Source organism: Streptomyces sp. MNU76, from assembly GCF_020982545.1.
GTDB lineage: Bacteria > Actinomycetota > Actinomycetes > Streptomycetales > Streptomycetaceae > Streptomyces.
On sequence record NZ_JAJKLK010000019.1, the window covers coordinates 656,901 to 676,681 of the forward strand.

Annotated in this window: 13 protein-coding genes and 1 pseudogene; 11 read left to right on the forward strand and 3 right to left on the reverse strand. The window is 69.6% G+C overall.

Going from position 1 to position 19,781, the window contains the following annotated elements; all coding sequences use genetic code 11:
• Nucleotides 1–12: 12 nt before the first annotated feature.
• The 11 genes from nuoE to recQ all read left to right on the forward strand — a co-directional run bounded on the left by nuoE (nt 13) and on the right by recQ (nt 15,290).
• A complete protein-coding gene (gene nuoE / locus E4N62_RS29450; protein WP_230220252.1) occupies nt 13–846 on the forward strand; it encodes an NADH-quinone oxidoreductase subunit NuoE in 834 nt (277 codons plus the stop codon).
• On the forward strand, nt 846–2,201 hold the full coding sequence (nuoF, locus tag E4N62_RS29455; protein WP_230219471.1) for an NADH-quinone oxidoreductase subunit NuoF: 1,356 nt from the start codon (nt 846–848) through the stop codon (nt 2,199–2,201). The genes nuoE and nuoF overlap by 1 nt, the downstream gene beginning before the upstream one ends.
• The gene (locus tag E4N62_RS29460) at nt 2,198–4,702 is read left to right on the forward strand and encodes an NADH-quinone oxidoreductase subunit G (protein WP_230219472.1); all 2,505 of its coding nucleotides are present in this window, start codon (nt 2,198–2,200) and stop codon (nt 4,700–4,702) included. Before nuoF ends, E4N62_RS29460 begins: the two co-directional genes overlap by 4 nt.
• Nucleotides 4,699–6,063 carry an NADH-quinone oxidoreductase subunit NuoH gene (gene nuoH, locus E4N62_RS29465; RefSeq protein ID WP_230219473.1) on the forward strand — a complete coding sequence of 455 codons (1,365 nt, stop codon included), beginning with the start codon at nt 4,699–4,701 and terminating at the stop codon, nt 6,061–6,063. The genes E4N62_RS29460 and nuoH overlap by 4 nt, the downstream gene beginning before the upstream one ends.
• Nucleotides 6,056–6,658, forward strand: coding sequence for an NADH-quinone oxidoreductase subunit NuoI (gene nuoI / locus E4N62_RS29470; RefSeq protein ID WP_230219474.1), 603 nt, complete (start codon nt 6,056–6,058; stop codon nt 6,656–6,658). The genes nuoH and nuoI overlap by 8 nt, the downstream gene beginning before the upstream one ends.
• The gene (locus tag E4N62_RS29475; RefSeq protein ID WP_230219475.1) at nt 6,655–7,500 is read left to right on the forward strand and encodes an NADH-quinone oxidoreductase subunit J; all 846 of its coding nucleotides are present in this window, start codon (nt 6,655–6,657) and stop codon (nt 7,498–7,500) included. Before nuoI ends, E4N62_RS29475 begins: the two co-directional genes overlap by 4 nt.
• Entirely contained in the window at nt 7,497–7,796 is a 300-nt protein-coding gene (nuoK, locus tag E4N62_RS29480) for an NADH-quinone oxidoreductase subunit NuoK (RefSeq protein WP_230219476.1), read from the forward strand. Before E4N62_RS29475 ends, nuoK begins: the two co-directional genes overlap by 4 nt.
• Nucleotides 7,797–7,811: 15 nt before the next feature.
• Entirely contained in the window at nt 7,812–9,707 is a 1,896-nt protein-coding gene (gene nuoL, locus E4N62_RS29485; RefSeq protein ID WP_230219477.1) for an NADH-quinone oxidoreductase subunit L, read from the forward strand.
• Between the two features lie 5 nt (nt 9,708–9,712).
• Entirely contained in the window at nt 9,713–11,284 is a 1,572-nt protein-coding gene (locus E4N62_RS29490; RefSeq protein WP_184904792.1) for an NADH-quinone oxidoreductase subunit M, read from the forward strand.
• Nucleotides 11,281–12,930, forward strand: coding sequence for an NADH-quinone oxidoreductase subunit NuoN (gene nuoN, locus E4N62_RS29495; protein ID WP_230219478.1), 1,650 nt, complete (start codon nt 11,281–11,283; stop codon nt 12,928–12,930). Before E4N62_RS29490 ends, nuoN begins: the two co-directional genes overlap by 4 nt.
• A gap of 296 nt (nt 12,931–13,226) precedes the next feature.
• Nucleotides 13,227–15,290, forward strand: coding sequence for a DNA helicase RecQ (gene recQ / locus E4N62_RS29500; RefSeq protein ID WP_230219479.1), 2,064 nt, complete (start codon nt 13,227–13,229; stop codon nt 15,288–15,290).
• A 73-nt stretch (nt 15,291–15,363) separates the two neighbouring features.
• On the opposite strand, the gene E4N62_RS29505 is transcribed toward recQ, so the two are convergent.
• The 3 genes and pseudogenes from E4N62_RS29505 to fahA all read right to left on the reverse strand — a co-directional run.
• Nucleotides 15,364–15,882 (reverse strand): hypothetical protein, encoded by a 519-nt coding sequence (locus E4N62_RS29505; RefSeq protein WP_230219480.1) that lies wholly within the window; start codon nt 15,880–15,882, stop codon nt 15,364–15,366.
• 136 nt (nt 15,883–16,018) lie between these two features.
• Nucleotides 16,019–16,744 (reverse strand): Crp/Fnr family transcriptional regulator, encoded by a 726-nt coding sequence (locus tag E4N62_RS29510; RefSeq protein ID WP_230219481.1) that lies wholly within the window; start codon nt 16,742–16,744, stop codon nt 16,019–16,021.
• A gap of 1,623 nt (nt 16,745–18,367) precedes the next feature.
• Nucleotides 18,368–19,631: pseudogene (gene fahA, locus E4N62_RS29515) on the reverse strand (fumarylacetoacetase); the annotation flags it as partial.
• Nucleotides 19,632–19,781 lie beyond the last annotated feature (150 nt).

Below are 19,781 nucleotides of genomic sequence, written 5' to 3' on the forward strand. Positions count from 1 at the left end.
GTCAGCCTGGGCATGCCCCAACTGCCCGCGCCCGACTACCCGGACGACGTTCGGGCCCGGCTGGAGCGGGACGCGGCGGCCGTCGTCGCCCGCTACCCGGACTCCCGGTCCGCCCTGCTGCCGCTGCTGCACCTCGTGCAGTCGGAGGAGGGCCATGTCACCCGCACCGGCATGCGGTTCTGCGCCGAGGTGCTCGGCCTGACCACGGCCGAGGTCACCGCCGTCGCCACCTTCTACTCCATGTACCGGCGGGGCCCCTCCGGCGACTACCAGGTGGGCGTCTGCACCAACACCCTGTGCGCGGTGATGGGCGGCGACGCGATCTTCGAGGCGCTGCAGGAGCACCTGGGCGTCGGCAACGGGGGGACCACCGACGACGGCAAGGTCACCCTGGAGCACATCGAGTGCAACGCGGCCTGCGACTTCGCCCCGGTCGTGATGGTCAACTGGGAGTTCTTCGACAACCAGACCGTCGACAGCGCCAAGCGACTCGTCGACGACCTGCGCGAGGGAGCCGAGGTCCGGCCCACGCGCGGGGCGCCGCTGTGCACCTTCAAGGACACCGCGCGGATCCTCGCCGGCTTCCCCGACGAGCGGCCCGGTGCCGTCGAGGCGAGCGGCGGCGCGGGCCCCGCGTCGCTGGTCGGCCTCCGCCTGGCCAGGGGAGAGGCCGGAGCCGCGCGCGTCGTTCACCCGCGGGACGGCGGCCCGCACGACGAGCCGCAGGACCGCACGGTGCACGAGCCGTCGCCGACCGAACACCTCAGCTCGCACGACGCGCCACAGGAGACATCGGCCTCCGACCCGGCCCACCCGGCAGGGCCCGCCGCCGAGGAGGGGGAGTGATGACGTTGGCACCCGAGATCAAGGGCAGCAGCCCGGAGAAGCTGCTCGCACCGGTGCTGTCGTCCTTCTGGGACGAGGACCGGCCCTGGACGCTCGACGTCTACCGCAGGCACGACGGCTACGAGGGACTGCGCAAGGCGCTGGCCATGACACCGGACGACGTCATCGCGTACGTCAAGGAGTCGGGACTGCGCGGCCGTGGCGGCGCGGGATTCCCGACCGGGATGAAATGGCAGTTCATTCCCCAGGGTGATGGCAAACCGCACTATCTGGTTGTCAACGCCGACGAGTCGGAGCCCGGAACGTGCAAGGACATTCCGCTCCTCTTCGCGAACCCGCACAGCCTCATCGAGGGCATGATCATCGCGTGCTACGCCATTCGGTCCTCGCACGCCTTCATCTATCTGCGGGGTGAAGTCGTCCCCGTCCTGCGGCGGTTGCACGAGGCCGTCCGCGAGGCCTACGAGGCGGGTCTCCTCGGCGAGAACATCCTGGGCAGCGGACTCGACCTCGACATCACCGTGCACGCGGGCGCCGGTGCGTACATCTGCGGTGAGGAGACCGCGCTGCTCGACTCGCTCGAAGGCCGCCGTGGTCAACCGCGGCTGCGTCCTCCCTTCCCGGCTGTCGAGGGCCTCTACGCGTGCCCGACTGTCGTGAACAACGTCGAATCGATCGCGTCGGTTCCCGCCATCCTGCACAGGGGCAAGGAATGGTTCAGGTCGATGGGCAGCGACAAGTCCCCCGGCTTCACGCTCTACTCGCTCAGCGGCCATGTCGCGAGCCCTGGCCAGTACGAGGCCCCGCTCGGCATCACGCTCCGCCAACTCCTGGAGATGAGCGGCGGCATGCGGCCCGGACACCGCCTCAAGTTCTGGACGCCGGGCGGCTCCTCCACCCCGATGTTCACCGACGAGCACCTCGACGTCCCCCTCGACTACGAGGGAGTGGGCGCCGCGGGTTCCATGCTCGGCACCAAGGCGCTCCAGTGCTTCGACGAGACCACCTGCGTCGTCCGGGCCGTCACCCGCTGGACCGAGTTCTACGCCCACGAGTCCTGCGGCAAGTGCACCCCCTGCCGCGAAGGCACCTACTGGCTGGTCCAGTTGCTGCGTGACATCGAGGCCGGCAAGGGCGTCATGAGCGACCTCGACAAGCTGAACGACATCGCCGACAACATCAACGGCAAGTCCTTCTGCGCCCTCGGCGACGGCGCCGCCTCGCCGATCTTCTCCTCCCTCAAGTACTTCCGCGCGGAGTACGAGGACCACATCACGGGCCGGGGCTGCCCCTTCGACCCGGCCAGGTCGACGGCCTGGGCCGACCAGGACAAGCACGCGGAGGTGAACGCATGACCGTGACCACCGGCGCTCCCTCCGGGAGCGGGGAGGCGGCGGTCCCGCCGGAAGATCTCGTCTCGCTGAGCATCGACGGCGTCGACATCAGCGTGCCCAAGGGCACCCTGGTCATCCGGGCCGCCGAACAGCTCGGCATCGAGATCCCCCGCTTCTGCGACCACCCCCTCCTCGACCCGGCCGGCGCCTGCCGTCAGTGCATCGTCGAGGTCGAGGGCCAGCGCAAGCCCATGGCGTCCTGCACGATCACCTGTACGGACGGGATGGTCGTCAGGACTCACCTCACCTCCCCGGTCGCGGAGAAGGCCCAGAAGGGTGTGATGGAGCTCCTGCTCATCAACCACCCGCTGGACTGCCCCGTCTGCGACAAGGGCGGCGAGTGCCCGCTGCAGAACCAGGCCATGTCGCACGGCCACTCCGAATCCCGCTTCGAGGGCCGCAAGCGGACGTACGAGAAGCCCGTCCCGATCTCCACGCAGGTCCTGCTCGACCGTGAGCGGTGCGTGCTGTGCGCCCGCTGCACCCGGTTCTCCAACCAGGTCGCCGGCGACCCGATGATCGAGCTGATCGAGCGGGGCGCGCTGCAGCAGGTCGGCACCGGCGAGGGCGACCCCTTCGAGTCGTACTTCTCCGGCAACACCATCCAGATCTGCCCCGTCGGCGCGCTGACCTCGGCGGCGTACCGATTCCGCTCCCGCCCCTTCGACCTGGTCTCCTCGCCGTCCGTGTGCGAGCACTGCTCCGGCGGCTGCGCCACCCGCACCGACCACCGGCGCGGCAAGGTCATGCGCCGCCTCGCGGCCGACGACCCCGAGGTCAACGAGGAGTGGATCTGCGACAAGGGCCGCTTCGCGTTCCGGTACGCGCAGCGACCCGACCGGCTCACCACCCCGCTCGTCCGCAACGCCGAGGGCGTCCTGGAGCCCGCGTCCTGGCCGGATGCCCTGGCGGTCGCCGCCCGGGGGCTGCTCGCCGCGCGCGGCAGGGCCGGTGTCCTGACCGGCGGCCGGCTCACCGTCGAGGACGCCTACGCGTACAGCAAGTTCGCGCGCGTGGCCCTCGACACCAACGACATCGACTTCCGCGCGCGCGTGCACAGCGGCGAGGAGGCCGACTTCCTGGCCGCCCGGGTCGCCGGCCGCGGCCGCGACCTCGACGGTACGGGCGTCACGTACACCTCCCTGGAGAAGGCGCCCGCCGTCCTGCTGGTCGGGTTCGAGGCCGAGGAGGAGGCGCCCGGCGTCTTCCTGCGGCTGCGCAAGGCCTGGCGGAAGCACAAGCAGCGGGTGTTCTCGCTGGCCACGCACGCCACCCGGGGCCTGGAGAAGGCCGGCGGCACGCTGCTGCCCGCCGCGCCCGGCACCGAGACCGAGTGGCTGGACGCCCTCGCGAGCGGCTTCGGCCTCGACGACGACGGCACCAGGGCCGCCGAGGCGCTGCGTACCGAGGGCGCCGTGATCGTCGTCGGGGAGCGTCTCGCGGGCGTCGCGGGCGGGCTCACCGCCGCCGTCCGCGCCGCGTCGCTGACCGGCGCGAAGCTGGTGTGGATCCCGCGCCGGGCCGGGGAGCGCGCCGCCGTCGAGGCGGGCGCGCTGCCGTCGGCGCTGCCGGGCGGGCGCCCGGCCACCGACCCGCGCGCGCGGGAGGAGGTCGCCGCCGCCTGGGGCGTCGCCGAACTCCCCGCGCGCTACGGCCGGGACACCGGGCAGATCGTCGAGGCCGCCGCCACCGGAGAGCTCGGGGCCCTGGTGGTGGCGGGTGTGGAAGTCGGCGATCTGCCCGACCCGGCACGCGCGCGAGAGGCGCTCTCCGCGGTGGGCTTCCTGGTGTCGCTGGAACTGCGGCCCAGCGAGGTCACCGACCGTGCGGACGTCGTCCTCCCGGTCGCCGCCGTCGCCGAGAAGGCGGGCACCTTCGTCAACTGGGAGGGCCGCGTGCGGATGTTCGAAGCCGCGCTGAAGCCCGACCAGATGACCCGCCGGGTGGCACCCACCGACGGGCGCGCCCTGCAGATGCTGGCCGACGCCATGGACGTCCACCTCGGCCTGCCGGACCTGCGCACCACGCGCGCGGAGCTGGACCGCCTCGGGGCCTGGGAGGGGGCACGGGCCAACGAGCCGGTGGAGGTCGGGGCCGCGCTGCCCCGCCCGGCCGCCGGGGAGGCCGTCCTCGCCGGACACCGGCTGCTGCTCGACCAGGGCCGCCTCCAGGACGGCGACGAGGCGCTCGCCGGGACCCGGCACGCCGCCCACGCGCGCGTGTCGGCCGCCACGGCCGCCGAGACGGGTGTCAAGAACGGCGACCTCCTCGCGGTCAGCGGCCCCGCCGGGGTCGTCGAACTGCCGCTGCTGATCGCCGAGATGCCCGACCGCGTCGTCTGGCTGCCGCTGAACTCCACCGGCTCGGGCGTCGCCTCCGACACCGGGGCGCTGCCCGGCGCACTCGTCCGTATCGGCCCCGCGACGCTCGCCGCCGAGGCCCCCGAGGAGGTGGAGGCGTGAGCCCGATGTACCTCGCCGCGGAAGACCTCTCGATGTTCGGCCGCGACCCCTGGTGGCTGGTCGTCGTCAAGGCGGTGTTCTGCTTCGCCTTCCTGATGATCACAGTGCTGTTCTCCATCGTGTGGGAACGCAAGGTCGTCGCCTGGATGCAGCTGCGCATCGGCCCCAACCGGCACGGCCCCTGGGGCATGCTCCAGTCGCTCGCCGACGGCATCAAACTGATGCTCAAGGAAGACGTCATCGTCGAACGCGCGGACAAGGTCGTCTACGTCCTCGCACCGATCGTCGCGGCCATCCCGGCCTTCATGGCGATCGCGGTGATCCCCTTCGGCCCCGCCGGCAACGAGATCTCGATCTTCGGCCAGCGCACCACGATGCAGCTCACCGACCTGCCGATCGCGATGCTCTACATCCTGGCCATCGGCTCTCTCGGGGTGTATGGGTTCGTCCTGGCCGGCTGGTCCTCCGGGTCGACGTACCCGCTGCTCGGCGGCATCCGCTCGTGTGCCCAGATCATCTCGTACGAGATCGCCATGGGCGTGGCCTTCGCCTCGGTGTTCCTCTACTCCGGGTCGATGTCGAGTTCGGCGATCGTCGGCGCCCAGCAGGAACGCTGGTACGTCCTGCTGCTGCCGGTCTCGTTCCTGATCTACATGGTGACGATGGTGGGCGAGTCCAGCCGGGCCCCCTTCGACATGCCGGAGTCCGAGGGCGACCTGGTCGGCGGCTTCAACACCGAGTACAGCTCCATCAAGTTCGCGATGTTCATGCTCGCCGAGTACATCCACATGATCACCGTGTCGATGATCGCGGTGACGCTGTTCCTCGGCGGCTGGCGGGCCCCCTGGCCCATCAGTACCTTCTGGGAGGGCGCGAACCACGGCTGGTGGCCGATGCTCTGGTTCGTCGTCAAGCTCCAGCTGCTGGTCTTCTTCTTCATCTGGCTGCGAGGCACGCTCCCGCGCGTCCGCTACGACCAGCTCATGAAGCTCGGCTGGAAGGTTCTCATCCCGGTCTCCGTGGCCTGGCTGATGCTCGTCGCGACCGTGCGTGTGCTCCGGAACGAGAACTACGCGTTCTCCGAGATCGCGCTCTACGTCGGCGGAGCTGTTCTCGCCCTGCTGTTGCTCTCGTTCGTCGCGGACTTCTTCCGCGACCGGCGCGAAGCACAGGACCAGCCCGCCGAACCGGCCGGATTCGACCCGATGGCCGGCGGATTCCCCGTACCGCCCCTGCCCGGACAGACCCTCCCGCCGGTGCCGCGCAGGCGTTCGCGCCGGGAGCGGGAGCTCGTTGTCAGTGGTGGGTCCGATACTGACAGTGACGGATCTTCGAATGGGAAGGAGGCGTCCGATGGCTGAGGAGCCGAAGGAGACCAAGCCCGGTTTCCAGAACCCCGTCGCCGGCTTCGGCGTGACCTTCAAGGCCATGTTCAAGAAGCGGCTGACCGAGCAGTACCCCGAGCAGCAGAAGACCACTGCTCCCCGGTTCCACGGACGGCACCAGCTCAACCGCCATCCGGACGGCCTGGAGAAGTGCGTCGGCTGCGAGCTGTGCGCCTGGGCCTGCCCCGCGGACGCCATCTACGTGGAGGGCGCCGACAACACCGACGAGGAGCGCTACTCCCCGGGCGAGCGGTACGGCGCCGTCTACCAGATCAACTACGCCCGCTGCATCCTGTGCGGCCTGTGCATCGAGGCGTGCCCCACGCGCGCGTTGACGATGACCAACGAGTTCGAGCTGGCCGACTCCAGCCGCGCCAACCTCATCTACACCAAGGAGCAGCTGCTCGCCGGTCTTGAGGAGGGCATGGTCGACTCACCCCACTCGATCTTCCCGGGCACGGACGAACAGGACTACTACCGGGGGCTGGTCACCGAGGCCGCGCCCGGCACGGTGCGTCAGGTCGCCACCTCCAGGGGCGAGAAGCCCGAAGAAGAGGAGGCACAGGCATGAGCGCGCAACTCGCCGCTTACACCACCTCCACCGGTGAGGCCTTCCAGTTCTGGGTGCTCGGCACGGTCGCCGTGATCGGCGCCCTGTGCACCGTCTTCATGAAGAAGGCCGTGCACAGCGCCCTCTGCCTCGCCGGCACCATGATCATCCTGGCCGTGTTCTACCTGGCCAACGGCGCCTACTTCCTGGGCGTCGTGCAGATCGTCGTCTACACCGGCGCGATCATGATGCTGTTCCTTTTCGTGGTCATGCTCGTCGGTGTCACCGCGGCGGACTCCCTGAAGGAGACCATCAAGGGCCAGCGCTGGTTGGCCCTCCTGTGCGGCGCCGGCTTCGGCATCCTGCTGATCGCGGGCATCGGCAACGCCTCGCTGTCGGAGTTCAACGGCCTCGGCACGGCCAACGCGGGCGGCAACGTGGAGGGCCTCGCGGCCCTGATCTTCACCGACTACGTGTTCGCCTTCGAACTCACCGGCGCCCTGCTCATCACGGCCGCCGTCGGCGCCATGGTCCTCACCCACCGTGAGCGCACCGAGCGCGCCAAGACCCAGCGCGAGCTGGCCGAACAGCGGGTACGCGAGGGCAAGCACCTGCCGCCGCTGCCGGCCCCCGGCGTCTACGCCCGGCACAACGCGGTCGACGTTCCGGGCCTGTTGCCCGACGGCACCACGTCCGAGCTGACCGTCAGCAAGACCCTGCGGGACCGGGGCCAGATCCGCGACGTGTCGACCGAGGCACTCAACGACCTCAAGGCCCTGGAGCAGCGCGCCGAGGACCGCCTGGAGCGCACCAACAGCGGCCATGGCGCGAACGGCGGCAACAGCGGGGAGGCATCGAAGTGAATCCCGTCAACTACCTGTATCTCGCCGCCCTGCTGTTCACGATCGGCGCCACCGGCGTCCTGATCAGGCGGAACGCGATCGTGGTGTTCATGTGCGTCGAGCTGATGCTCAACGCCTGCAACCTCGCCCTGGTCGCCTTCGCCCGTATGCACGGCAATCTCGACGGCCAGATCATCGCCTTCTTCACGATGGTCGTCGCCGCCGCGGAGGTCGTGGTCGGACTCGCGATCATCGTGTCGCTGTTCCGGTCCCGCCACTCGGCCTCGGTCGACGACGCCAGCCTGATGAAGCTGTAAGGGGTCGGAAGAATCGTGGAGAACCTGATTGCGCTGCTGGTCGCGGCGCCCCTGCTCGGAGCCGCCGTCCTGCTGTGCGGCGGCCGGCGCCTCGACGCCGTCGGCCACTGGATCGGCACGGCCCTCGCCGCCGCCTCCTTCGTCGTCGGCGTGGTCCTCTTCGCCGACATGCTCGGCAAGGACGCCGAACACCGCGAGATCGGTCAGCACCTGTTCAGCTGGATCCCCGTCGAGGGCTTCCAGGCCGACGTCGCCTTCCAGCTCGACCAGCTGTCGATGACGTTCGTGCTGCTGATCACCGGAGTCGGCTCGCTCATCCACGTCTACTCCATCGGGTACATGGAGCACGACGAGCGCCGACGCCGCTTCTTCGGCTATCTGAACCTGTTCCTCGCGGCGATGCTGTTGCTCGTCCTCGCCGACAACTACCTGCTGCTGTACGTCGGCTGGGAGGGCGTCGGCCTCGCCTCCTACCTGCTGATCGGCTTCTGGCAGCACAAGCCCAGCGCCGCCACCGCCGCGAAGAAGGCCTTCCTGGTCAACCGTGTCGGCGACGTCGGGCTGTCCATCGCCATCATGCTGATGTTCACCACCTTCGGGACCTTCGCCTTCGGGCCGGTCCTGGGCTCCGTCGGCGAGACGAGCGAGGGCACGCTCACCGCGATCGCCCTCATGCTGCTGCTCGCCGCGTGCGGCAAGTCCGCCCAGGTGCCGCTGCAGTCCTGGCTCGGGGACGCGATGGAGGGCCCGACCCCGGTCTCCGCCCTCATCCACGCCGCGACCATGGTCACCGCCGGTGTCTACCTGATCGTCCGCTCCGCGAACATCTTCAACGCCGCGCCGGACGCACAGCTCGTCACCACCGTCGTCGGCGCGGTCACGCTCCTCTTCGGTGCGATCGTCGGTTGCGCGAAGGACGACATCAAGAAGGCCCTCGCCGGCTCGACGATGTCGCAGATCGGGTACATGGTGCTGGCCGCGGGCCTCGGCCCCATCGGCTACGTCTTCGCGATCATGCACCTGGTGACGCACGGCTTCTTCAAGGCCGGTCTCTTCCTCGGCGCCGGTTCGGTCATGCACGGCATGAACGACGAGGTCGACATGCGCAAGTACGGCGGCCTGCGCAAGTACATGCCGGTCACCTTCGTCACCTTCGGACTCGGCTACCTCGCCATCATCGGCTTCCCCGGTCTGTCCGGCTTCTTCTCCAAGGACAAGATCATCGAGGCGGCCTTCGCCAAGGGCGGCACCGAGGGCTGGATCCTCGGCGGCGTGGCCCTGCTGGGCGCGGCCATCACCGCCTTCTACATGACGCGCGTGATGCTGATGACGTTCTTCGGCGAGAAGCGCTGGCAGCCCGACGAGCACGGCCACGAACCGCACCCGCACGAGTCGCCCAGGGTCATGACGATCCCCATGATCGTCCTGGCCGTCGGATCGGTCTTCGGCGGTGCCTACTTCAGCATCGGCGACCGGTTCATCCACTGGCTGGAGCCCGTCACCGGCCACAAGCACGGCCACCCGCCGATCAGCGCCCTGACGGTGACGATCTCCACGGTCGCCGTGATGGTCATCGGCGTCGGCCTCGCCTGGCTCCAGTACGGGCGCAAGCCCGTCCCCGTCGTCGCCCCGCGCGGATCGCTGCTCACCCGGGCCGCCCGGCGCGACCTTCTCCAGGACGACTTCAACCACGTCGTCCTCGTCCGCGGCGGAGAGCACCTCACGCGCTCCCTCGTCTACGTCGACCACACCCTGGTCGACGGCGTCGTCAACGGCACGGCGGCCTCGATGGGCGGCCTCTCCGGGCGGCTGCGCCGGATCCAGAACGGCTATGCCCGGTCGTACGCGGTCTCGATGTTCGGCGGCGCTGCGATCCTCATCGCCGCGACCCTGCTGATGAGGGCGGTCTGATACCGATGTCCTTTCCTCTGCTGACAGCGACGGCGGCGCTCCCGGCCCTCGGGGCGATCGCCACGGCCGCCGTCCCGGCCCAGCGGCGCAACGCCGCGAAACTGCTGGCGCTGATCGTCTCGCTGGGCACGCTGGTGCTCGCCGCGATCGTCGCGTTCCGCTTCGACCCCGGCGGCGACCGGTACCAGCTCACCGAGTCCCACGCCTGGATCGCGGACTTCGGGGTGCGCTACGAACTGGGCGTCGACGGCATCGCGGTGGCGCTGATCGGGCTCACCGCCCTGCTGATCCCGTTCATCATCCTCGCGGGCTGGCACGACGCCGACCCGCTGGAGACCGGCAGCAAGCGGTGGCGGCCGACCCAGGGCTTCTTCGCCCTGATCCTGGCCGTCGAGGCGATGGTGATCATCTCCTTCGAGGCCACCGACGTCTTCCTCTTCTACATCTTCTTCGAAGCCATGCTCATCCCGATGTACTTCCTCATCGGCGGTTTCGGGGACCGTGCCCACGAGCACGGAGAGGAGACGGCGGCCACGCAACGCTCGTACGCCGCCGTGAAGTTCCTCCTCTACAACCTGGTCGGCGGTCTGATCATGCTGGCCGCGGTCATCGGCCTGTACGTGGTCGCCGGGAACTTCTCGCTCCCGGAGATCGCCGAGGCCCGTGCCAACGGCACCCTGGAGATGGCGACCACCACCGAACGGTGGCTGTTCCTCGGCTTCTTCTTCGCGTTCGCGGTGAAGGCGCCGCTGTGGCCGCTGCACACCTGGCTGCCCAACGCCATGCAGGAGTCCACCGCCCCGGTCGCCGTCCTCATCACGGCCGTCGTCGACAAGGTCGGCACCTTCGCGATGCTCCGCTTCTGCCTCGGACTCTTCCCCGAGGCCAGCACCTGGGCGACGCCCGCGATCCTCGTCCTCGCGCTGATCAGCATCATCTACGGGGCGCTGCTCGCCGTCGGCCAGCGCGACATCAAGCGGCTGGTGGCGTACGCGTCGATCTCGCACTTCGGCTTCATCATTCTCGGCATCTTCGCGATGACCAGCCAGGGTCAGTCCGGCGCGACGCTCTACATGGTCAACCACGGCATCTCGACCGCCGCCCTGATGCTGGTCGCCGGATTCCTGATCTCCCGGCGCGGCTCCCGGCTCATCGCCGACTACGGCGGGGTGCAGAAGGTCGCGCCGGTGCTCGCCGGCACCTTCCTGATCGGCGGTCTCGCGACGCTGTCGCTGCCCGGACTCGCCCCGTTCGTCAGTGAGTTCCTCGTCCTGGTCGGCACGTTCGCGCGCTACCCGGTGGTCGGGATCATCGCCACCGTCGGCATCGTCCTCGCCGCGCTCTACACCCTCGTCCTCTACCAGCGGACGATGACGGGCCCGGTGAAGGCCGAGGTCGAGGGGATGCCCGACCTGAGGGTGCGCGAGCTCGTGGTCGTCGCCCCGCTGGTCGCGCTGCTGATCTTCCTGGGTGTCTTCCCGAAGCCGCTCACCGACATCGTCAACCCAGCGGTCGAGCACACCATGTCCGACGTCCAGAAGAAGGACCCCCAGCCCGAGGTGGAGGCGGCCAAGTGAGCGCATCAGCCGTCCACAGCCTGTGGACAACCGCGGCCGACCCGATCACCAAGATCGACGCGCCGAAGATCGAATACGGGCAACTGTCGCCCACCCTGATCGTCATCGGCGCGGCGATCATCGGGATCCTGATCGAGGCCTTCGTGCCACGCAAGTCCCGCTACTACGTTCAAGTGTTCGTCTCCGTGGTCGCCCTCGCGGCCTCCTTCGCCGCGGTCGTCGCGCTCGCGGCGGGCGGATACGGCACCACGAAGGCCGGCATCGCGGCCATGGGCGCCATCGCAGTCGACGGACCGGCCCTGTTCCTGCAAGGCACGATCCTCCTCGCCGGCATCCTCGGCGTCTTCACCTTCGCCGAACGCCGCCTCGACCCCGAGACCCACGGCAACAAGGTCGACTCCTTCGCCGCACAGGCCGCTTCCGTGCCCGGCAGCGACAGCGAGAAGGCCGCCGTCAGGGCCGGATTCACCACCACCGAGGTCTTCCCGCTGCTGCTCTTCGCGATCGGCGGCATGCTGATCTTCCCGGCGGCCAACGACCTGCTGACCCTCTTCATCGCCCTGGAGGTCTTCTCCCTCCCGCTCTACCTGCTGTGCGCCGTGGCCCGCCGCAAGCGGCTCATGTCGCAGGAGGCCGCCGTCAAGTACTTCCTCCTCGGCGCCTTCGCCTCCGCCTTCACCCTCTTCGGCATCGCCCTGCTCTACGGCTACGCGGGCTCGGTGAAGTACGCGACGATCGCCCAGGTCGTCGACGGCACCATCGGCGACCTCAACCCCGCCCTCGCCGGCACCATGGGCAACGACGCGCTGCTGCTCATCGGCGCCGCGATGCTCGTCATGGGCCTGCTGTTCAAGGTCGGCGCGGTGCCGTTCCACATGTGGACCCCGGACGTCTACCAGGGCGCCCCCACCCCGGTCACCGGCTTCATGGCCGCCGCGACCAAGGTGGCCGCCTTCGGCGCGCTGCTGCGACTGCTGTACGTCGTGCTGCCCGGCCTGCGCTGGGACTGGCGGCCGGTCATGTGGGCCGTCGCCATCGTCACCATGCTGGCCGGCGCGATCGTGGCCATCACCCAGACCGACATCAAGCGCCTGCTCGCCTACTCGTCGATCGCGCACGCCGGCTTCATCCTCGCCGGTGTCATCGCGGCCTCGCCCGACGGCGTCTCGTCCGTGCTGTTCTATCTGGGCGCCTACTCCTTCGTGACCATCGGCGCGTTCGCCGTGGTGACGCTGGTGCGCGACGCGGGCGGCGAGGCCACGCACCTGTCCAAGTGGGCCGGGCTCGGCCGCAGGTCACCGCTGGTGGCAGCGGTGTTCGCGGTCTTCCTGCTGGCCTTCGCGGGCATCCCGCTGACCTCCGGGTTCGCGGGCAAGTTCGCCGTGTTCAAGGCGGCGGCCGAGGGCGGCGCGGGCGCGATCGTCGTGGTCGGTGTGATCTCCTCGGCCATCGCCGCGTTCTTCTACATCCGCGTCATCGTGCTCATGTTCTTCAGCGAGCCCCGCCCCGAGGGGCCGACGGTCGCCGTGCCGTCGCCGCTGACCATGACCGCGATCGCGGTCGGCGTCGCCGTCACCCTGGTGCTCGGCGTCGCACCGCAGTACTTCCTGGACCTGGCGGGGCAGGCGGGGGTGTTCGTGCGCTGAGGCTCCGCCCTGCCGAGGCGCGGCGTGCTTCGTCACGGCAGTGGCGCGCTCGGCCACGGCATCGGCGCGCTCCGCCACGGCATGGACGCGCTCGGCCACGGTTCGTACGACAGGGCCCGGTCTCCGCCAGGGGGCCGGGCCCCGTCGTACATATGAGCGAGCGGTGGTGCGGCCGAATACGGCCCGCACGGGTGGAGCCTGTGGATAACTCTGAGGCTGTCGGTGCGGGCGCCTATCGTGGCAAGGGCTGGAGGAAGCACGGACGGCACAGGACGCAAGGGCGCGGGGGGCGGGCCATGATCGGGACGGGCGGGACGAGTGTGATGGCGGACGAGGACAGGACGACCGGGACGGACAGCGAGGCGCTGGCCGTGCTCCACCGGGTCTTCGGATACGACGCCTTCCGGGGCGAGCAGGAAGCGATCATCGAGCACGTGGTCGCGGGCGGTGACGCCGTCGTGCTCATGCCGACCGGCGGCGGGAAGTCCCTCTGCTACCAGATCCCGTCCCTGGTCAGGCCCGGCACGGGCATCGTGGTCTCCCCGCTGATCGCGCTCATGCAGGACCAGGTGGACGCCCTGCGGGCCCTCGGCGTGCGCGCCGGGTTCATCAACTCCACCCAGGGCTTCGACGAGCGGCGCGTGGTCGAGGCCGAGTTCCTCGCGGGCGAGCTGGACCTCCTCTACCTCGCGCCGGAGCGCCTGCGGCTCGACGCCACCCTCGATCTGCTCGGCCGCGGCAAGATCTCCGTCTTCGCGATCGACGAGGCACACTGCGTCTCCCAGTGGGGCCACGACTTCCGGCCCGACTACCTCTCCCTCTCTCTCCTGGGCCGGCGCTGGCCCGACGTGCCGCGCATCGCGCTCACCGCCACCGCCACCCGAGCCACGCACCGCGAGATCACCGAGCGGCTGGACATGCCCCGGGCCAGGCATTTCGAGGCCAGCTTCGACCGGCCCAACATCCAGTACCGCATCGTGCCCAAGGCCGACCCGAAGAAGCAGCTCCTGTCCTTCCTGCGCCAGGAACACCCGGGCGACGCCGGCATCGTCTACTGCCTCTCCCGCAACTCCGTCGAGCGGACCGCCGAGTTCCTCAGCAAGAACGGCGTGGAGGCGGTGCCGTACCACGCGGGCCTCGACGCGGGCACCCGCGCGGCACACCAGTCGAGGTTCCTGCGCGAGGAAGGGCTCGTGGTCGTCGCCACGATCGCCTTCGGCATGGGCATCGACAAACCCGACGTACGGTTCGTCGCCCACCTCGACCTGCCGAAGTCCGTCGAGGGCTACTACCAGGAGACCGGCCGCGCCGGGCGTGACGGGCTGCCGTCCACGGCCTGGATGGCGTACGGCCTCAACGACGTCATACAGCAGCGCAAGATGATCCAGGGCAGCGAGGGCGACGAGGCGTTCCGCCGCCGGGCCGCCAGTCACCTCGACGCCATGCTGGCGCTCTGCGAGACCGTGCAGTGCCGGCGAGGCCAGCTCCTGCAGTACTTCGGCCAGGAACCCCAGGCCGCGGGCTGCGGCAACTGTGACACCTGCCTCGTACCGCCGGAGACCTGGGACGGCACCGTCGCCGCGCAGAAGGTGCTCTCCACGGTGGTGCGGCTCCAGCGCGAGCGGGGGCAGAAGTTCGGCGCCGTGCAGATCGTGGACATCCTGCTGGGGCGGCGGACCGCGAAGGTCATCCAGTTCGACCACGACCAGCTCTCCGTCTTCGGTATCGGCGAGGAACTGGCCGAGGGCGAATGGCGGGGCGTCGTACGGCAGTTGCTCGCCCAGGGGCTCCTCGCGGTCGAGGGCGAGTACGGCACGCTCGTTCTCACCGAGGAGAGCGGGACCGTGTTGCGAAGAGAGCGGGACGTGCCGCTGCGCAAGGAGCCGAAGAAGCCGGTGACCTCGCGGGCGGCGTCGGGCGGCGGTTCGGGTGGCTCAGGCTCCGGCCGGGGCGAGCGCAAGGCCAAGGCGGCGGCCGTCGAGCTGTCGGACGACCTGATCCCCGTCTTCGAGGCCCTCCGCGCCTGGCGCGCCGAACAGGCTCGGGAGCAGGGCGTCCCCGCCTATGTCATCTTCCACGACGCCACCCTCCGCGAGATCGCGGCCACCGCGCCCGCGTCCGTCGCGGAGCTCGGCACCATCAGCGGAATCGGCGAGAAGAAGCTGGCGACGTACGGGGAGGGGGTGTTGGGGGTGCTGGGTTCCCAAGGCGGAGCGGCCTCGGAGGCTCCCGGGTCCGAAGGGGCGAGGGGCCCGGCGCGCAGGGCCGACGCCGACCCCGCGGACGCGGAGGCGGACACGGCCACGGACGGTGGCGTGCACTGGCCCGACGAGGAGCCCGAGCCGGACCCTTGGGCGTAAAGCTCCGAGACCGCCGAGCCGCCCGGCCGTCCAGCCGCCGAGCGGTCAAGTGGCTGAGCCGGTGAGCCGTCCGTCAGGTTCGTCGGAGCGATCGGATGCGTTGCTGCGCCTTGTTCACGGCGCGTTCGAGTTCGATGCGGGCGTGCTCCTGTCGCATGGCGTGTTCCAGCTGGCCGAGATGCTGTGCGTACGGCATCCGTGCCGCGACGGCCGTTTCGGGGAGAGCGGCGGCGAGGTAGAGGTCGATGTGCTCGACGACGCCGTGGAGTTCGGTGTGCAGGACGTCCAGTTGGTCGGCTGAGGCCCTGATGAGGTGCCGCAGCCGCTTCAGCGGCGCGAGTTCGGCCGCCTGGCAGGGCTTCTGGGCGCGTTCGCACAACGCCTCGAAGGTCTCCTTGAGGTAGCTGTGGGCGTCCTCGACGTCCTTCGCGGTCTCGTCGTTGTCGTGGGTCTGCTTCATCCACGCGAAGACCTTGGCGTGGTGGCGGACGCCGAGGTACCCGATGGCGAGCGTGCACGCTCCGGCCAGGGCTGCCGCCAGGAGGGGGCCCGCACTGGTTCCGATCGCCAGGGCGGTCGAGCTGAGGGTCATCGTGGTCCGATCCGTTCGGGCGCGGGCGTGCGTGACCCTCATGGGGTCTGTGCGACGCCGCAGGAAGCTGTCGTGGGTGGGGGTGGGGTGGGGGCGGGGGAAAAGCCGACGGACGCGCGGCGGAGAGCGGGTACGCCTAGACGGTCGCGACGAGGTCGCGCAGTGCGGGGAGGTCGGTCACCACGAACTGCCGGTACTTGCTGGTGATCACCCGGTGGGTGTCGCGGAGGAGGCGGAGGACGTTCTCCACGGTGGACATCCCCATCAGCAGGGCGTCGGCGATGTCCCGTTGGGTCGGTCCGAGAATGGTGTGGTGGCCGGGCTCGGCGCCGCTCCTGGTGCCGGCGACGGCGGCGAGGTGCAGCAGAAGGCCACCGACGCGCTGGAGCGGCGCACGGGTGGAGGTGCCGTAGATCATCTCGTCGCTGCGGTTGCGGTGCTCCAGGCTGCGCAGCAGGGCCAGTTGAGCGTCGGGCTGCTGGTGCAGCAGGACGTTCATGCGTCGTACGGGGCAGGGCATGACCCAGGTCGTGGTGAGGCAGACGGTGTCGACCGAGGCTTCGCGGTCGATGAGCTTGGCCTCGCCCAGGAATTGGCCCACCCCGCGGAACCGGGCGATCCTGGTGCCGAGCGGACGGCGTTCCTGCAGGACGCAGCCGCCGAGGACGATGTACACATGCTGGTCGTCCGGCCCCAGGGCCAGCTCCTCGCCACGCTCATGCACCCGCGCGTCAAGGCCCCAGGCCCGCACGAACAGTTGCCAGACGTCGGCGGGGAGGAGGTCCAGAAAGCTGCCGGCGGGCATGGTCCGGCGGCCGTTGAGGACCTCGACGGTGCGGAAGGTGTCGACCTTGGGAGGCACGGTCAACCCTCCGTTCCGGGCGTAGTGCCGGAGGGAACGGAGACGTACGAGGGCAACAGCGCGTGACGGTGACGGTCTGTCAGTCGACGGTCGTCGATGCCCATGGGCATGGGCGCGCGCGGTGTGCCGACGCCATCGGGGACGGCGGTCTGCATCGGGGTCCGAATCCTTCCCGAGGGGAGACGAAGGAGGTCCGGGTGCGCCTGCCGATCGCAGACGCACCCGGGTTGGTGGGTCCAGCGCCCTCTCCATCGCATGATCACCGGCTGGTTTAGGTCCGGTTGCGACACGAAGACGTTAGGTCGACAACGCTACCTCTCTGTGAGAGGAAATCGCCAGTCGCACATGCACGGGAGTACGGAATTCGGCGGGCTCCGTGGTATCCGCCGGGGGAGAAAACAATGCCCTCACGGTGGGGGTTTGCTCTGTGTTCGCGCAACTGGTAGCTGTCACGGTCAGTATTCTTTTCTTTACGCCAAGTTGACCGTGTGGCATCGGAAAGTCGGGCGCGAGGGCAAGGGTAATTGCGGAGTGCACCGGGGGGCGTGATGTGGAGTGAGAAGCGGCAAAAGCACGGAGGCCCCGGGGAACCACCCCCGAGGCCTCCAATGAAAGGGCCTGGACCCACCAAGGTTCAGACCTGCTTCCAGTAAACACCATGAGCTGCGAAAAGGTAACTGTGGCCAGGAAGGTACCGTCGGCTACTCCCTCCGGCGAGGGGTTCGAGGGCCTGATGTGGCATCTCCGAAAGTGAAGACGAGACGTACCGTGTCGACGGACGTTTCGTGAGCATTTTCGCGTGACGCCCCTTTTGTTGTGCGGTTCTTGGCGTTCATCTTTCGTACGGGAGTGAGAAAAGTGAGCAGGGAGCACCTCTGGGTCGCTGTTTGACCGGACATTCTCTGGCGGTCGCGCTCGCCAGGGAGGGAGGTCAAGTTTTCAACCAAAGGGAAAGTGCACGATAAAGTGCACAAAACTGTGCCGCTTAATTATTCTTGCCGGTCGGGCGGTGTGACGATGCGAGGCGTTCCCTACGGCTCCGTGGCGAATGTCGGGCAGGCGTGTCGTTGCATGCGCGTGTATTGGCCGTCCGAATGTCCGGGGTCCTGCCCCCTGGCGTCGCCCCGGGAATTGATTATCGACTAATCAATAAGGGGAGGTCTTGTGGGCTTCCCGGTCGCAGGCGGGCCGGCCGCGTCTCACGCCCCGTCAGCAACGTTGACGGGGTGCGCAGTTGACGCGGTCGGCGCGTCGCACAATGCGTAGCGCGGATGGAACTCTGCGTGAAATCGCAGAACGCGGGACGCGTGGGGAGTTCGGACCTCTCGGCGGAGCAGGCAGGGGCGAGGGAGTCCGGCGGGCACGTGTCCGCACAGAGGGCGCGAAGGGAAGGCCGTTCAGGCGGAGCGGACGCTCGCGGCCCTCCGGTTGCCTTGCCTTCCGCCGCGAAGACGGTGCCGGCGTGCGCTTGCGTCGGGGCGGGCACAAGATCTGCCACCGGCTTGTCCCAGGGGTGGGAACGCGGTTCCGGTGGCTGGGATGCGCCGTTCCACCCCTGGGTCCGGATGTGGCGTTCCGCCCCTGAGCCCGGGCGCGCCGCTCTACCCTGCGCCCCGACCACCCTCCCCTGACCTCGCCCAGCCCCACCTTCGTGCCGTTCGGGCCCGGGGCCCACGCCGTGAGGGTCACCTCGTCGCCGTCCTCCAGGAACGTGCGTTTGCCGGTCGGGAGGTCGAGCGGATCGCGTCCGTTCCAGGTGAGTTCCAGCAGCGAGCCCCGCTGGCCGGGGGTGGCCCCGCTGACCGTGCCGGAGCCGTACAGGTCGCCCGTGCGCAGCGAGGCGCCGTTCACCGTCATGTGGGCCAACTGCTGTGCTGCCGTCCAGTACATCGTGGCGAAGGGCGGCTCCGAGACGACATGCCCGTTGATCGCGACGCTGATCCGCAGGTCGTACCCGCCGGGATCGATGTCCGGCGCGGCGTCGTCCAGGTAGGGCAGCAGCGGGTGCGTACGCTCCGGCGGCGCCACCCGCGCCTCCTCCAGCGCCTCCAGCGGTGTGACCCAGGCCGAGACCGACGTGGCGAACGACTTGCCCAGGAACGGCCCGAGCGGCACGTACTCCCAGGCCTGGAGGTCGCGCGCCGACCAGTCGTTGAGGAGGCACATCCCGAAGACGTGGTCGCGGAAGTCCCCCAGCCCCACCGGTAGGCCCGCTCGAGGGCGCCCCCACCACGAAGCCGACCTCCGCCTCGATGTCCAGCCGCACCGACGGTCCGAACACCGGCGCCGGATCGGCCGGCGCCTTGCGCTGTCCGGCCGGCCGCACCACCTCCGTGCCGGACACGACGACCGTGCCGGACCGGCCGTGGTAACCGATGGGCAGGTGCTTCCAGTTGGGCGTCAGCGGGTCGGGGGCGTCGGGACGGAAGATCCGCCCCACGTTCCGGGCGTGGTTCTCGGAGGCGTAGAAGTCGACGTAGTCGGCCACCTCGAACGGCAGGTGCAGTGTCACCGAGGACAGCGCGTGGAAGTGCGGCGCGATCGTCTCGCGGTGCGAGGGCACCGTCAGCCACGCCGTGAGCGCCCGGCGCAGGTCCGACCAGGCCGTGCGCCCCGCCGCCAGCAGGGGGTTCAGCGTGGGGTGCGCCAGCAGCGCGGCGTACGGGGAGCCGAGGGCGTGCGCCGCCGCGGCGGCGTCGAGGACGTGGTCGCCGAGCCGGACGCCGACGGTACGGGTCCCGGCGGTCCCGGCGTAGGCCCAGGGGGCGTCGGACGTGTCGAGGGAGAAGACGCCGTAGGGAAGGTTGTGCGGACCGAAGGGGTGACCCTCGGGGACGTCGAACGGGTGACCCTCGGGGACCTCGTCGGGGACATCGAAGGGGGGCATCGGGTGCTGCCTCGCTCTCGTGCGTTCCGTCGTACCTCTGGTCGCGGCTCACGTTACGGGGCGGTGCCAAGACCGGGGAGTGTCTAAAGAGTTCGCAATGTCCTGATAGGGGAGGGTCGGAAGGAAAGGTTCCGGCTTAGCGTCCTCTGG